The 15243-nt window shown below is 55.2% G+C and carries 12 protein-coding genes; all 12 read right to left on the reverse strand.

Features of this window, described 5'->3' with window-relative positions:
* Positions 1–67: 67 nt before the first annotated feature.
* Positions 68–1219 (reverse strand): cell division protein FtsZ, encoded by a 1152-nt coding sequence (gene ftsZ, locus BZK42_RS14660; RefSeq protein WP_003018753.1) that lies wholly within the window; start codon positions 1217–1219, stop codon positions 68–70.
* Positions 1220–1405: 186 nt separating this feature from the next.
* Complete coding sequence (gene ftsA / locus BZK42_RS14665; RefSeq protein ID WP_003018755.1) at positions 1406–2668, reverse strand: cell division protein FtsA; 1263 nt, start codon at positions 2666–2668, stop codon at positions 1406–1408.
* Complete coding sequence (ftsQ, locus tag BZK42_RS14670) at positions 2665–3498, reverse strand: cell division protein FtsQ (RefSeq protein ID WP_080859369.1); 834 nt, start codon at positions 3496–3498, stop codon at positions 2665–2667. The genes ftsA and ftsQ overlap by 4 nt, the downstream gene beginning before the upstream one ends.
* 1 nt (position 3499) lies before the next feature.
* On the reverse strand, positions 3500–4420 hold the full coding sequence (locus BZK42_RS14675) for a D-alanine--D-alanine ligase (RefSeq protein WP_016151699.1): 921 nt from the start codon (positions 4418–4420) through the stop codon (positions 3500–3502).
* A complete protein-coding gene (murC, locus tag BZK42_RS14680; protein WP_080859370.1) occupies positions 4413–5888 on the reverse strand; it encodes a UDP-N-acetylmuramate--L-alanine ligase in 1476 nt (491 codons plus the stop codon). The genes BZK42_RS14675 and murC overlap by 8 nt, the downstream gene beginning before the upstream one ends.
* A 51-nt stretch (positions 5889–5939) precedes the next feature.
* Entirely contained in the window at positions 5940–7007 is a 1068-nt protein-coding gene (murG, locus tag BZK42_RS14685; protein WP_080859371.1) for an undecaprenyldiphospho-muramoylpentapeptide beta-N-acetylglucosaminyltransferase, read from the reverse strand.
* Positions 7004–8248 (reverse strand): cell division protein FtsW, encoded by a 1245-nt coding sequence (gene ftsW / locus BZK42_RS14690; RefSeq protein WP_016151696.1) that lies wholly within the window; start codon positions 8246–8248, stop codon positions 7004–7006. The genes murG and ftsW overlap by 4 nt, the downstream gene beginning before the upstream one ends.
* A complete protein-coding gene (gene murD, locus BZK42_RS14695) occupies positions 8248–9564 on the reverse strand; it encodes a UDP-N-acetylmuramoyl-L-alanine--D-glutamate ligase (RefSeq protein ID WP_016151695.1) in 1317 nt (438 codons plus the stop codon). Before murD ends, ftsW begins: the two co-directional genes overlap by 1 nt.
* Before the next feature lie 2 nt (positions 9565–9566).
* Entirely contained in the window at positions 9567–10649 is a 1083-nt protein-coding gene (gene mraY / locus BZK42_RS14700) for a phospho-N-acetylmuramoyl-pentapeptide-transferase (RefSeq protein ID WP_016151694.1), read from the reverse strand.
* Complete coding sequence (murF, locus tag BZK42_RS14705; RefSeq protein ID WP_080859372.1) at positions 10643–12001, reverse strand: UDP-N-acetylmuramoyl-tripeptide--D-alanyl-D-alanine ligase; 1359 nt, start codon at positions 11999–12001, stop codon at positions 10643–10645. Before murF ends, mraY begins: the two co-directional genes overlap by 7 nt.
* Entirely contained in the window at positions 11998–13485 is a 1488-nt protein-coding gene (murE, locus tag BZK42_RS14710) for a UDP-N-acetylmuramoyl-L-alanyl-D-glutamate--2,6-diaminopimelate ligase (RefSeq protein ID WP_016151692.1), read from the reverse strand. The genes murF and murE overlap by 4 nt, the downstream gene beginning before the upstream one ends.
* Positions 13472–15238 carry a peptidoglycan glycosyltransferase FtsI gene (gene ftsI, locus BZK42_RS14715; protein ID WP_016151691.1) on the reverse strand — a complete coding sequence of 589 codons (1767 nt, stop codon included), beginning with the start codon at positions 15236–15238 and terminating at the stop codon, positions 13472–13474. Before ftsI ends, murE begins: the two co-directional genes overlap by 14 nt.
* Between the last annotated feature and the right edge of the window lie 5 nt (positions 15239–15243).

The raw sequence follows: 15243 nt of genomic DNA on the forward strand, positions 1-15243 counted from the left end.
AGTGTACTATACATTCGGTGGGCCAGTTTAGCACAAAGAGCCACAATTCCCAAATTCCAGCTAATTCTTAATCAGCTTGCTTACGCAGGAATGCAGGGATATCCAGATAATCCGGCTCTTTCGTGGTTTGCGGCGTATTGTCGTTAACCACTTTCGCTACCGGTTTCTGCTCTTGCGTCAACGGCGCCATGCCGTGCTGCTGGTAACGATCCATTACCGGCTGCTGTACCTGTTTGTTGGTCACCAGAGTGATTTCAGGACGCTTGTCCATACCAATTCCAGTCGCAACAACGGTCACGCGCAGTTCGTCGTTCATATCCGGGTCCAGAGAGGTACCGATAACCACAGTCGCGTTATCCGATGCAAAGGCACGAATCGTGTTACCCACGGTTTCGAACTCATCCAGACGCAGGTCGAAGCCCGCAGTAATGTTAACCAGCACTCCGCGTGCGCCGGACAGATCGATATCTTCCAGCAGCGGAGAAGAGATAGCCATTTCAGCCGCTTCTTCTGCACGGTCTTCACCGCTCGCCACGCCAGAACCCATCATCGCGTAGCCCATTTCGGACATCACGGTGCGTACGTCTGCAAAGTCGACGTTCATCAGGCCCGGACGAGTAATCAGTTCAGCGATACCCTGGACTGCGCCTTTCAGCACGTCGTTCGCTGCGCCAAATGCATCCAGCAGGGAGATACCACGGCCCAGTACTTTCAGCAGCTTGTCGTTCGGGATAGTGATCAGAGAGTCCACGTGTTTGGACAGCTCGGTGATACCCTGCTCCGCGAATGCCATACGCTTCTTGCCTTCAAAGTTGAAAGGCTTAGTCACGACAGCAACGGTCAGGATACCTAAATCTTTTGCGACTTCAGCTACCACTGGCGCTGCACCGGTACCGGTACCGCCGCCCATGCCAGCTGCGATAAACACCATGTCTGCGCCGTCAAGCGCTGCGCGCAGAGCTTCGCGATCTTCGTCTGCCGCATTACGACCGACTTCCGGGTTTGCACCCGCGCCCAGACCTTTGGTGATGCCGCTACCAATCTGAATGGTCTGTCCAACCGCCGTTTTACGCAACGCCTGAGCGTCGGTATTCACCGCGAAGAATTCAACACCTTCGATGCGCTCACGCACCATGTGTTCAACGGCATTACCGCCGCCGCCACCGACGCCGATGACTTTAATCACCGCGTCGTTGGTTAGTTCCATAGGTTCAAACATAGTTTCTCTCTCCGTTTTACACTTCATCCTTCAAGCCGCCTCTTTGTTGGCTGCCTTCACTCACTCCCGTGACATAGTAAACTATGCTCCAGGAGATTCGCTCAGTTGCCGCCGCGATGCAACTTGAATGACTTTGTGTAGTGCCTGTCGCCTGAGACCGTTAATTTGCGTCGGTCTCTTTAAAAATTAAAACTCTTTACGTAACCAGCTATTCAGTCGCTTGATCCACGATCCGACCGAGGCAGTTACGCGCTTTTCTACTTCAGCCTCACCACTTAAATGGGATTCTTTCCCGTAGTGCAGCAGCCCTACCGCCGTTGAATAATACGGCTCCTGGGCATAATCCGTCAGACCGGTAATATTCAGCGGTGCGCCAATACGTACTTGTGTATGGAACACGCGCTGTGCGCAGGCCGCAAGACCTTCAATTTGCGCAGCACCGCCGGTTAACACAATCCCCGCCGCCAGATGATGTTTCACACCCTGCTGGCGAAGCTGTTCTTGTAATTGCAAAATTTCTTCGTTGACCAGGTTGAGCAGCTCGGTATAACGCGGCTCAATGACCTCTGCCAGAGTCTGACGTTGCAGGCTACGCGGCGGACGACCACCAACGCTTGGCACTTCAACGCTCTCGTCTTTACCCACGATGGAACCCAGTGCGCAGCCATGACGCACTTTGATGGCTTCAGCATCGCTCGGCGGCGTACCAAAGGCATACGCGATATCGCTGGTCACGACATTCCCTGCATAAGGGATAACTTTAGTGTGGCGCAACGCCCCGCCAGTATAAACGGCGATGTCCATTGTACCACCACCAATATCCACCACGCAGACACCCAGTTCACGTTCATCTTCCGTCAATACGGAATAACTGGCTGCCAACCCGGCAAAAATCAGTTGGTCAACTTTCAGACCACAACGTTCAACGGCTTTGACAATATTCTTCGCCATGTCGTTGTGGCAGGTAATAAGATGGACTTTTGCCTGCATACGCACACCGGAAAGACCGACCGGATTTTTGATACCTTCCTGGTAGTCGATGGCGTATTCCTGCGGGATGACGTGCAGAACACGATGTTCATCGCGAACGCGTACGGATTTTGCCGTATGTACCACGTTTTCCACATCTTCCTGCGTCACTTCCTCTTCGGAAATGGGCACCATACCAATTTCATTCTGACAGCTAATATGTTTACCGGAAAGCGCCAGATACACTGAAGAGATCTGGCAATCTGCCATCAGTTCAGCCTGGTCAATGGCGCGCTGTACGCACTTCACCACTGACTCAAGGTCATTCACCCCGCCTTTATCCATACCTCGCGATGGGCAACTGCCCACGCCAATGATATTGACCATACCGTCGGGCAGAACTTCCCCTACTAAAGCGGCTACCTTCGCGGTGCCAATCTCCAGTCCAACTACCAGTTTTCTGTCCGTCGCCTTGATCATTGTTGTTCTGCCTGTGCCTGATTCTGTTGCTGATTAGATTCCTCAGGAGGCAAGGGAACCCAGCCTACTGCCGCTCCTGAGTCATAACGCAAATCAACGTAGCTAATCCGTTTGCCATCGGTTTGCGCCTGCTGCTGTAAAACCGGGTAGAGTTCCACAAAGCGAGCCAAACGTTTTATCGTATCGCCCCTGCCCAGATTCAGCTTAATATCGTTATTCAGCGTCAACTGCCAGGAACGACGAGCGGTCATTGCCGCTTCCTTCAGGGTGAATCTGTCCTTAGCCAGCACCTGCCCCATATCGCGGAACCCTTGCAGCACTTCACTTGCGCTGCCTTCCGGTCCGTACAACATAGGTAATACCTGCTTATTGGCCCGACCGGTTGGGACACTGAAGGTATTTCCTTCGGCATCCACCATATGTTGGTCATTCCAACGCGCTATTGGCACATATTCAACCAGATGAATCTTCAATTCATCAGGCCATTGCTTTCTAACGCTCGCCTGTTTGATCCAGGGGAGGCGTTCAATCTGGCTCTGGATGATGTTCACATCCTGAGTCATAAATGTTCCCGGAGCGCCCAGCGCCAGGATGGACTGACGGATATCATCATTGCGTGTGTAATGCCGTTCACCGGTTAACACCAGTTTTGACAATGGCAGGCGCTGCGCATCTTCCATCCATCCCAACACTACCCAGCCGCTGACAAACACGGTGCACAGCACTGTCAGCAGGAACAGTATTCCTGCAAGACGCGTTCCATTATTGCGGCGTGAGGAGTTTACTTCGTCTTCATCACCGTTTCGCGTGTTCAGCGCAGCCTGCGACATATCAGTCCGCCAACTCCAGAATTCTTACCACCAACTGCGAGAAGCTCAGGCCCGCCTGACGCGCCGCCATCGGCACCAGACTGTGACTGGTCATACCCGGAGAGGTATTCGCTTCCAGCAGATAAAACTGGCCATCGCTGTCCAGCATGACGTCAATGCGACCCCAACCTTTACAGCCCAATGCAGTCCACGCTTTCAGGACTAATTCCTGTAAAAAGGCTTCTTGTTCGACTTCCAGACCAGCAGGGCAGAAATATTGTGTCTCATCAGAGAGATACTTCGCCTCATAATCATAGAAGGTTCCCGCGGGTTGGATACGTATTGACGGTAAAATTTCTTCGCCAAGTATCGCAACTGTAAATTCCGGGCCACTGAGCCATTTTTCAATCAGTACTTCTTCATCATGCTGAAAAGCCAATGCTAATGCACCCTGCAAAGCATTTTCTTCTTCAACTTTTGACATCCCTACGCTGGAACCTTCACGGCTTGGCTTTACAATCAGCGGCAAGCCTAACGCAGAAATTTTTGTAACTGCTTCATCGCTAAGACCTTTTTCGAACTCAGCGCGGGTCAGCGCAACCCATGGGGCGACGGGTAAACCTGCGCCCTGCCACAGCAGCTTGCTGCGCAGTTTGTCCATGGAAATCGCGGAAGCCATGACGCCGCTGCCGGTATACGGCAGGCCAATCAGCTCCAGCATGCCCTGCAATGTGCCATCTTCACCGCCACGACCGTGCAGCGCAATAAACACCTTCTGAAACCCCATAGATTTCAAAAGAGTGACATCGACCTCTTTGGGGTCAACCGGATGGGCATCTACACCACCTTCGCGTAATCCTGCCAGTACGGCCGCGCCTGAATTCAGCGATACTTCACGCTCAGCGGAGGTTCCCCCTAACAGGACCGCGATTTTATCAGCCATGTTGTTCTTCCTCCGGGTTTTGCGGCTTCAGTTTGATTTCAGCTAAGGAACGCGCGATTTTGCCGATATTTCCAGCGCCCTGCACCAAAATCAGATCGTTGCCGGTTAATACGGGTGCCAGCATTTCTGCCACCTGGGTCGGATCGGATACCAGAATCGGATCGATCTTACCGCGGCCACGAATCGTACGGCACAACGAACGGCTGTCGGCACCCGGAATCGCGGCTTCGCCCGCGGCATACACATCCAGCATCAACAGCGCATCGACCTGGGTCAGCACGTTAGCAAAGTCGTCGTACAGATCGCGTGTACGCGTAAACCGGTGCGGCTGGAACAGCATCACCAGGTTTTTGTCCGGCCAGCCCGCGCGTGCGGCTTTAATCGTGGCGTCCACTTCCGTTGGGTGGTGGCCATAGTCATCAACCAGCATCGCGGTCCCGGCTTTACCGTTCACCGGCTCAAGCGGGAATTCGCCGAGGAAGTCAAAACGACGTCCGGTACCCTGGAAACTTTCCAGCGCGCGCAGAATAGCGTCGTCTTCAATACCTTCTTCCGTCGCGACCGCCACTGCCGCCGCCGCGTTCAGTGCATTGTGACGACCCGGCGCGTTTAACGTAACACGTAAATCGGCCATCCCCTGACGCACCAGCGTGAAGTGTCCTTGTGGACCAATCTGCTGGTAATCTTCAACGCGCACATCGGCATCATCACTGAAACCATAGGTTGTGGTTTGACGGCCAACTCGCGGTAACAGTTCGCGGATAACCGGATCGTCAACGCACATCACCGCACGACCATAAAACGGCAAGTTGTGCAGGAAATTAATAAACGTCTGCTTTAAATTTTCGAAGTCGCCATGGTAGGTATCCATGTGGTCGGCTTCGATATTGGTGACGATCGCCACCATTGGCTGCAAATGCAGGAACGACGCGTCGCTCTCGTCTGCTTCGGCAATCAAATAACGGCTATGACCCAGGCGCGCATGCACGCCTGCGGCCTTCACCAGACCGCCGTTGACAAAAGTGGGATCCAGACCCGCTTCCGCGTAGATGCTGGAGACCATTGCCGTAGTCGTGGTTTTACCGTGCGTCCCGGCAATAGCGATACCGTGACGAAAACGCATTAACTCCGCCAGCATTTCAGCACGACGAATCACCGGAATACGTGCTTCATGCGCTGCAACAATTTCCGGGTTATCCGCAGAAATAGCGCTGGATACCACCACCACGCTCGCATCGCGCACGTTTTCCGGGCGATGGTTGAAGAAAATCGTGGCCCCCAGATTCGTCAACTGCTGCGTCACAGGATTCGGCGCTAAGTCAGAACCGCTGATCTGATAACCTTCATTGGCCAAAACTTCGGCAATACCGCCCATACCAGCACCACCGATGCCGACAAAGTGAATGTGCCGAACGCGACGCATTTCGGGCACGATGGAACGCAGTTTTGCCAGTTGTTGTGTATTCATTCTTTAGCCATTAACTTCTTAGTTCATGCGATGCAAAAGGCATCACCACAATTACGCCCGGGCAGCCCGGCTCACTTCATTTGCAACGCGCTCTGTGGCATCCGGTATGGATGCGGCGCGCGCACGTTCTGCCATGGTTAATAACGTTTCTCGCGACCACCCGGCAAGGGTGCTGGCGACGGCATCCACAGTAAACTGCGGCTGCTCCAGAATTTTGGCGGCGCCCGCTTTCTCCAGCGGCAGCGCATTCCAATACTGCTGTCTGTCTTTGTGCTGGAACGGCACAAACAGCGCAGGCAAACCTGCGGCGGCAATTTCGCTCACCGTCAGCGCGCCTGAGCGACAAACCACGACATCAGCCCACGCGTAGGCCGCTGCCATATCATCAATAAACTCAGTGACCTTGTGCTGCGGTTGTCCCGCGTCGGCATACGCCTGTTCAACGGTCTGCTGCGAGCCTTTGCCGCTCTGATGCCAGATAGTCACCGCGTCGCCAAGCTTTGCGGCAACCTGCGGCATCGTCTGGTTCAGTACGCGTGCGCCCTGAGATCCCCCGACGACCAACACACGAACCGGACCTTCACGCCCGGCCAGACGCACTTTTGGCAACGGCAGCGCCAGCACGTCAGTGCGCACTGGGTTGCCCACCACTTCCGCATTCGAGAAAGCGCCAGGAAAAGCCTGCATCACCGTAGTGGCAATCTTCGCCAGCCATTTGTTAGTTAATCCCGCAATGCCGTTCTGCTCATGCAGTACAACCGGAATACCTAATGACCAGGCCGCCAGACCGCCAGGGCCAGACACGTAGCCGCCCATACCCAGCACCACATCGGGTTTAAACTGCTTCATGATGGCGCGCGCCTGACGCCAGGCATTAAAAATACGCACAGGTGCGGCAAGCAGCGCATTGACGCCTTTACCACGCAAACCGGAGATACGAATAAAGTCAATTTCAATGCCGTGTTTCGGCACTAAGTCCGCTTCCATACGATCGGCGGTGCCCAGCCAACGAACCTGCCAGCCCTGGGCCATTAAATGGTGCGCGACCGCCAGCCCCGGGAACACATGCCCGCCGGTACCGCCTGCCATCACCATTAACCGCTTCGGTTGACCACTCATCGTGCACCTCGTGTAAACGCCTGGGCTTTTTCCAGACGCGTTTCATAATCAATACGTAACAAAAACATGATGGCCGTCGACATAATCAACAAACTTGAACCACCATAACTGATCAGCGGCAGCGTCAGACCTTTGGTTGGCAGCATACCCGCAGCCGCACCGACGTTTACCAGTGCCTGGAAGCTAAACCAGATCCCGATTGAGCAGGCTAAAAAGCCTGAAAAACGGTGGTCAATTTCCAACGCCTTACGGCCAATCGACATCGCGCGAAAAGCGACGAAGAATACCATTAAAAGTGCCAATACCACACCGATATAACCCAGCTCTTCCCCAATGATGGCGAAGATGAAGTCGGTATGCGCTTCTGGTAAATACTCCAGTTTTTGGACTGAATTACCTAAGCCCTGCCCCCAAACCTCACCGCGACCAAATGCCATCAGGGATTGCGTCAGCTGGTAGCCACTGCCGAACGGATCTTCCCATGGGTTCCAGAAAGAGGTTACGCGGCGAATACGATACGGTTCGGCAAGGATCAGCAGCACGACCGCTGAAATCCCCATGCCGATAATGGCAATGAACTGCCACAGTTTCGCTCCGGCGAGAAACAGCATCGCCAGGGTAGTGACAAACAGCACTACCACCGTACCAAGGTCAGGCTGTGCCAGCAGTAAAATAGCCAGCACCAGGATCACGCCCATCGGTTTTAAGAAACCGCGCAAGTTGTTACGCACTTCATCAACTTTACGCACCAGGTAGTTGGCGAGGTAACAGAACAGCGACAGCTTGGTAAATTCCGCAGGCTGAATACGCAGCGGCCCCAGCGCAATCCAGCGCGACGCCCCGTTAACGGAGCTACCCACCACCAGCACAATCAGCAGCATGATGATCGAGGCTATCAGCATCGTCGTACTGTACTTTTGCCAGAACTCCATCGGCAGACGCAGCGTCACCATCGCCAGGCAGAAGGCGAGGAAGATGTACAGTGCATCACGCTTAGCAAACAGGAAAGGATCGCCCGCCAGACGTTGTCCAACGGGCATCGATGCCGATGTCACCATCACAAAACCGATCGCTGCCAGACCAAAGGTCAACCACAGCAGCATGCGGTCATACATGATCAGGCTGTCCGCGTCTTTATCACGCGAAGCCATCACCCAGCCTTTAAGTGCCGCGAAGACCCACGCCAGGATACCCAGTCCCGGTAAGCGCGGCATTCTCAGACGAGGGAGAGATAAGCGCATCAACCCAACTCCTTCGCCAGGCGGGTAAAGACGTCACCACGTTGCTCAAAGTTCTTGAACTGGTCGAGGCTGGCGCAGGCGGGCGACAGCAGCACCATATCGCCCGACTTCACGCGCGGTGCGAGCAGACGCATTGCCTGCTCCATGGTTTCAGTTTGTTCCGTAACGTCAGGTCGCAGAGCGGCAAGCTGCGCGCCATCGCGACCAAAGCAGTACAGACGAATGTTGTCGCCGGTCAGGTATCGTTGCAGCGGCGTAAAGTCAGCGGATTTCCCGTCTCCCCCCAGCAACAGGTGCAACGTACCGTCAACGTGCAGGCCATTCAGCGCGGCTTCAGTGCTTCCGACGTTGGTGGCTTTAGAATCGTTAATCCAGCGCACGCCGTTGTGCTCAAGCACAGTCTGAAAACGGTGCGCCAGACCGGTAAACGTGGTGAGCGCTTTCAGGCTCGACGCCCGCGGCAGACCTGCGGCATCCGCCAGCGCCAGCGCAGCCAGGGCGTTGGTATAGTTATGCTGACCGGAAAGCGTCATCTCTTTCACGTTAAGAACTTTTTCACCCTTCACTCGCAGCCAGGTTTCGCCCTGCTGACGGTTCAGGTGATAGTCACCCATGTTGATGCCAAAGCTCACGCAACGCTCATCCGCCCCGCGAACCGGCATGGTCAGCGCATCATCAGCGTTGACCACACACACTTTCGCGTTTTCATAGACGCGCAGTTTGGCCGCACGATACTGCTGCAAGCCAAACGGATATCTGTCCATATGGTCTTCGGTGACGTTCAAAATGGTAGCGGCTACGGCTTGTAAGCTGGAGGTCGTTTCCAGTTGGAAGCTCGACAGTTCCAGAACATACAGCTCACGTTCGTCATCCAGCAGCATCAGCGCGGGCAGGCCAATATTACCGCCAACCCCCACGTTCACACCGGCCGCTTTCGCCATCTCACCTACCAGCGTAGTGACTGTGCTTTTCCCGTTGGAACCGGTGATCGCGACGATCGGTGCCTGTGCTTCGCGACAGAACAGCTCAATGTCGCCGACAATTTCAATTCCCGCATCGGCGGCGGCGCTCAACGAAGGATGCGCCAGGGCAATACCAGGGCTGGCGACAATAAGATCAGCGGCCAGCAGCCAGTCATCATTCAGACTGCCAACATGACGCTCAACCGCTTCCGGTAATTTGTCCAGGCCCGGCGGCGTCGCGCGGGTATCCATTACGCGCGGCGTCACGCCACGCGCCAGGAAGAAATCCACGCAGGACAGCCCGGTCAAACCCAGACCGATAATGACGACTTTTTTACCCTGGTAATCAGCCATGATTAACGTACCTTCAGCGTTGCCAGGCCAATCAGCACCAGCATCAGCGAAATAATCCAGAAGCGCACAATTACGCGCGGTTCCGGCCAACCTTTCAGTTCATAGTGATGGTGGATCGGCGCCATACGGAAGATGCGCTGTCCGCGCAGCTTAAAGGAGCCAACCTGCAAAATGACCGACAGTGTTTCTACGACGAATACACCGCCCATGATCACCAGCAGGAACTCCTGACGCAGCAGCACGGCAATAATGCCCAGCGCGCCGCCCAGCGCCAGCGATCCGACGTCGCCCATAAAGACCTGCGCCGGATAGGTGTTAAACCACAAGAAGCCTAACCCCGCACCGACAATTGCCGTACAGACGATCACTAATTCGCCGGCATGACGTAAATAGGGAATATGCAGATAGTTGGCGAAGTTCATGTTACCGGTCGCCCACGCTACCAACGCAAAACCTGCGGCCACAAAGACGGTCGGCATAATCGCCAGACCATCCAGACCATCGGTGAGGTTGACCGCGTTGCCAGTACCCACAATCACGAAGTACGCCAGCAGCACGTAGAACAGCCCCAACTGGGGCATCACGTCTTTAAAGAACGGCACCACCAGCTCAGTGGCCGGGGTATCTTTACCAGCCAGATACAGGGCAAAGGCCACGCCCAGCGCAATCACCGACATCCAGAAGTATTTCCAGCGCGCGATCAGGCCCTTGGTGTCTTTGCGTACCACTTTGCGGTAGTCATCGACAAAACCGATAATGCCGTAACCGACCAATACCACCAGCACGCACCATACGTACGGGTTCGACGGGTATGCCCACAGCAGTACGGAGATAACAATCGCGGTGAGGATCATAATCCCGCCCATGGTCGGCGTACCGCGTTTACTGAAGTGTGATTCCGGACCGTCGTTACGCACGACCTGTCCAAAGGACATTTTTTGCAAGCGGGCGATCATGCGCGGGCCCATCCACAAAGAGATGAACAGCGCGGTCAGCAGGCTGACGATGGCGCGAAACGTCAGATAGGAAAAGACGTTAAAGCCGGAATAATATTTGACCAAATGTTCGGCCAGCCAAACTAACATGTCCCATTCTCCTGTAATGCGCGTACTACCTCTTCCATGGCGGCACTACGTGAACCCTTCACTAAAATCGTCATAATCTGATGTTCTGCAATCAGCGCCTTAAGATGCGCGGTCAACGCGGTTTTATCCGCAAAATGCTCACCCGCACCGCTGGCATGGCTAATTGCCTGACTCAGTTTCCCTGTACTCAGCACACGGTCGATACCTGCAGCCTTCGCAGCGTCACCCACCTGCACGTGGCATGCTTCGCTTTCCGCGCCAAGCTCTGCCATATCGCCAACGACCAGCACGCGGTAGCCCGGCATTTCGGACAGCACGTTTACCGCTGCGGTCATTGACCCGACATTTGCGTTATAGGAGTCATCCAGCAGTAGCTGATTTTCTGCCAGTTGAATCGGGAACAGACGCCCCGGTACCGCTTGCAGCTCCTTCAGACCCGCTTTAATCGCTTCGTGCGTCGCGCCTACCGCCATAGAGAGCGCAGCCGCCGCCAGGGCGTTAGCAATGTTGTGACGACCCGGCAGCGGCAGCAGAACATCAATGCTTCCGGTTGGCGTTTGCAGAGAAAACTCTGTGCCGTGTGAAGTCACATGAACATTGGCCGCCGAAAAGTCGCTGTTGGCCGCATTCGGGGAGAAGCGCCAGACTTTGCGATCGCCGATAATGCTCTGCCAGTTCAGCCAGTCGTTATTGTCGGCATTCATAATGGCGATTCCGTTCGCTGGCAGGCCGGTAAAAATCTCACCTTTTGCCTTCGCAACACCCGCCAGTGAACCAAAGCCTTCCAGATGCGCGGCTGCCAGGTTGTTCACCAGCGCCGCTTCCGGACGCGTCAGGCCAACGGTCCAGGCGATTTCGCCCTGATGATTAGCGCCAAGCTCAATCACGGCATAGTCGTAATCGTTGTTTAAGCGCAACAGCGTCATCGGTACGCCGATGTCGTTATTCAGGTTGCCCGCGGTATATAAGGTGTTGCCACACTGACTCAGAATGGATGCGGTCATCTCTTTGACAGACGTTTTACCGGAAGAGCCGGTCAGCGCGACAACGCGCGCCGGAACCTGAGCGCGTACCCATGCCGCCAGTTCACCAAACGCCAGACGTGTATCTTTAACAATCAGCTGCGGCAGGTTGGTGTCCAACGGACGGCTGACCAGCAGCGCACCCGCCCCGCTCTCTTGCGCCTTGTCTGCGAAATCGTGGGCATCAAAGCGTTCGCCTTTCAGCGCGACAAACAGGCAGCCCGGCGTAACTTTACGCGTATCGGTTGTCACCGCATCAAGAGTCAGATCGGCTCCTTTCAGTTCGCCACGGAGGATCTCCGCCAGTTGGCTGAGCGTTACGCTAATCATGCGATTACTCCCAGCAGACGCGCTGCCGTGACGCGGTCAGAATAGTCGAGGCGCTGCGAGCCAACGATCTGGTAGTCTTCGTGACCTTTCCCGGCCACCAGCACCACATCGTTTTCTTTCGCCTGCATAATGGCGTTTGTCACAGCCTCTGCGCGACCTTCCATCACTTTCGCCTGTCCGGCATCCAGCATACCCGCCAGAATGTCGTTAATAATGGCGCGCGGCTCTTCGGTACGCGGGTTGTCATCGGTCACCACGACAACATCAGCAAACTGCTCGGCAATCGCGCCCATCAACGGACGTTTGCCTTTGTCGCGATCGCCGCCGCAACCAAAGACGCACCACAGTTTGCCAGTACAGTGCAGACGTGCCGCCTGCAGCGCTTTTTCCAGCGCATCTGGCGTATGGGCATAATCAACCACAACGGTGGTTTTACCCGGCGCGCTGAACACTTCCATGCGCCCACAAACTGGCTGTAATTGTGTCGCCGTTTTCAGTAAATCAGCTAACGGATATCCCAACGCCAGCAGCGTTGCCAGCGCCAACAGCAGATTGCTGACGTTAAACGCGCCCATCAGGCGACTTTCAATTTCGCCGTCACCCCATGAGGAGGTAAAACGAATTGTTGCCCCGCTGTCGTGATAATTCACGTCAATCGCCTTTAACCAACGACCATGACAGTTCGGGTTGATGTGATCTTCCATCGATACGGCAACCGCATCCGGAAGTTTGGCCAACCAGCGACGACCGACTTCATCATCCGCATTAACGATGGCCTGGCCGCAATGGTGCGTGGAATACAGCAGCCATTTCGCGGCTTCGTAATGTTCCATGTCGCCGTGGTAATCAAGATGGTCGCGGCTTAAGTTAGTAAATACTGATGCGGCAAACTTCAGCGCCGCCACGCGATGCTGAACCAGACCGTGTGAAGACACTTCCATTGCGCCAACCGTTGCGCCTTGTGCAACCAGCCCTGCCAGCACATGCTGGACATCTACGGCTGAACCGGTGGTATTTTCCGTCGGGATCACTTTGCCCAGCAGGCCATTGCCGACTGTTCCCATCACCGCGCTGGTTTCGCCAAGCAGTTGGCTCCACTGTGCCAGCAATTGGGTGGTGGTGGTTTTACCGTTGGTCCCGGTCACGCCGACCAGTCGCATTTTTTCAGAAGGCTCGTGGTAAAAGCGGCCCGCCAGTGCAGATAAACGTTCGTTAAGCTGACTGAGATAGATAACTGGAACGCCGTGCATTTCACGGATTTCACCGTCAGTAGCTTCATCTTTTGCTTCTGCAATAATGGCAGCCACACCTTGCGCTATCGCCTGCGGGATATACCGACGCCCGTCCGCCTGATGACCCAATACTGCGACAAAGAGATCGCCCGATGCAGCCATACGGCTGTCGAGCGTCATCTCCCGCAGTGCTCGCTCCGGTGCACCCGGCACCCATGGAGCAAGAAGGTCGCGCAAATTACGATCTGCCACCTGTTGCCTCGCCTTGATTATTCACAAATTCATTTTTATCGCCCGTTGTCAGCGCATCCGGCTCGATGTTCATGGTGCGCAGTACGCCGCCCATGATGGCACCAAAGACCGGCGCGGAAACGGCGCCACCGTAGTATTTACCCGCCTGCGGATCGTTGATAACAACAACCAGCGCGAAGCGCGGCTGACTCGCAGGCGCAACGCCTGCGGTATAAGCAATGTATTTGTTGATGTAGCGGCCATCCGGCCCTACTTTCTTCGCCGTACCGGTTTTAATGGCGATACGATAGCCTTTAATCGCCGCCTTCACGCCGCCGCCGCCGGGCAGCGCCACGCTTTCCATCATGTGCACCACGGTACGCACGGTTGATTCCGGGAAGATACGCTCGCCCGGAACAGGAGGGTCAACTTTGGTGATCGACAGTGGCCGATAAACGCCATAGCTGCCGATCGTTGCATAGACTCGCGCTAACTGTAACGGCGTTACCATTAGCCCGTAGCCGAAAGAGAAGGTGGCCCTCTCTATGTCAGACCACCGTTGTTTTTGAGGATATAAGCCACTGCGTTCTCCGACCAACCCCAAATTGGTCGCTTTTCCCAGCCCAAAACGTGAGTAAGTGTCTACTAACGCTGAGGACGGCATCGCTAACGCCAGCTTGGAAACACCGACGTTACTCGACTTCTGCAAAACCCCGGTGAGGGTCAATTCGCTATAACGCGCCACGTCTTTAATTTCGTGGCCATTAATTCGGTAAGGGATAGTGTTAAGTACGGTATTTTCGCGAACCACGCCACGCTGCAGCGCCGTCATCACCACCATCGGTTTGACAGTGGAACCCGGTTCAAACACGTCGGTAATCGTACGGTTACGCATCGCATCCTTCGGCGTACCGGTGAGATTGTTCGGGTTGTAGGACGGGCTGTTGGCCATCGCCAGCACTTCACCGGTGTTCACATCCACCAGTACCGCACTGCCTGACTCCGCCTTGTTAAACGCCACGGCGTTATTCAGTTCGCGGTAGACCAGCGCCTGTAAACGCTCATCGATACTTAGCGCAAGGTTATGCGCCGCCTGGCTGTCGGTTGAGGAAATATCCTCAATGACGCGGCCATAACGGTCTTTACGTACAATACGTTCGCCCGGTTGCCCGGTGAGCCATTTGTCGAAGCTCTTCTCAACGCCTTCAATCCCCTGGCTGTCGACGTTAGTAAAGCCGATAAGGTGAGCGGTCACTTCTCCGGAAGGATAGTAACGGCGGGATTCTTCGCGCAGGTGAATGCCTGGCAGCTTCAGTTTTTTGATGTAGTCAGCCATGTCAGGGTTTACCTGACGCGCCAGATAGATAAAGCGCCCTTTCGGGTTGGCGTTAATGCGGGAAGCCAGTTGATCGAGCGGGAGATTCAGCGCGGTCGACAGCGCTCTCCAGCGTTCACCAACGCTTACGCCGCCTGCGTCATGCACCTCTTTGGGGTCGGCCCAAATCGCCTTAACCGGAACGCTCACCGCCAGCGGACGACCTGAACGGTCGGTAATCATCCCGCGCGATGTGGACACTTCCTGTACGCGCAGAGAGCGCATATCGCCCTGACGCACCAGCATGTCCGGCGCGATGATTTGCAGCCAGGCAACGCGCCCCAGCAGAAAACCCAGTGCCAGCAAAATACAGCCGCACAGTAACGCAAAACGCCAACTGATAAAGTTGGCTTGTTCTTCCTGGCGTTTTGGCTTGTGCGTTTTTGCCGCTGCTTTCATGCGTC

The organism is Citrobacter braakii (assembly GCF_002075345.1).
Lineage (GTDB): Bacteria > Pseudomonadota > Gammaproteobacteria > Enterobacterales > Enterobacteriaceae > Citrobacter > Citrobacter braakii.

Bases quoted from the DNA above. Each gene is read 5' to 3' on its own strand.
- ftsZ (WP_003018753.1), bottom strand. From the start codon at position 1,219: ATGTTTGAACCTATGGAACTAACCAACGACGCGGTGATTAAAGTCATC.
- murF (WP_080859372.1), bottom strand. From the start codon at position 12,001: ATGATTAGCGTAACGCTCAGCCAACTGGCGGAGATCCTCCGTGGCGAA.
- ftsA (WP_003018755.1), bottom strand. From the start codon at position 2,668: ATGATCAAGGCGACGGACAGAAAACTGGTAGTTGGACTGGAGATTGGC.
- BZK42_RS14675 (WP_016151699.1), bottom strand. From the start codon at position 4,420: ATGGCTGATAAAATCGCGGTCCTGTTAGGGGGAACCTCCGCTGAGCGT.
- mraY (WP_016151694.1), bottom strand. From the start codon at position 10,649: ATGTTAGTTTGGCTGGCCGAACATTTGGTCAAATATTATTCCGGCTTT.
- ftsQ (WP_080859369.1), bottom strand. From the start codon at position 3,498: ATGTCGCAGGCTGCGCTGAACACGCGAAACGGTGATGAAGACGAAGTA.
- murG (WP_080859371.1), bottom strand. From the start codon at position 7,007: ATGAGTGGTCAACCGAAGCGGTTAATGGTGATGGCAGGCGGTACCGGC.
- ftsI (WP_016151691.1), bottom strand. From the start codon at position 15,238: ATGAAAGCAGCGGCAAAAACGCACAAGCCAAAACGCCAGGAAGAACAA.
- murC (WP_080859370.1), bottom strand. From the start codon at position 5,888: ATGAATACACAACAACTGGCAAAACTGCGTTCCATCGTGCCCGAAATG.
- murD (WP_016151695.1), bottom strand. From the start codon at position 9,564: ATGGCTGATTACCAGGGTAAAAAAGTCGTCATTATCGGTCTGGGTTTG.
- ftsW (WP_016151696.1), bottom strand. From the start codon at position 8,248: ATGCGCTTATCTCTCCCTCGTCTGAGAATGCCGCGCTTACCGGGACTG.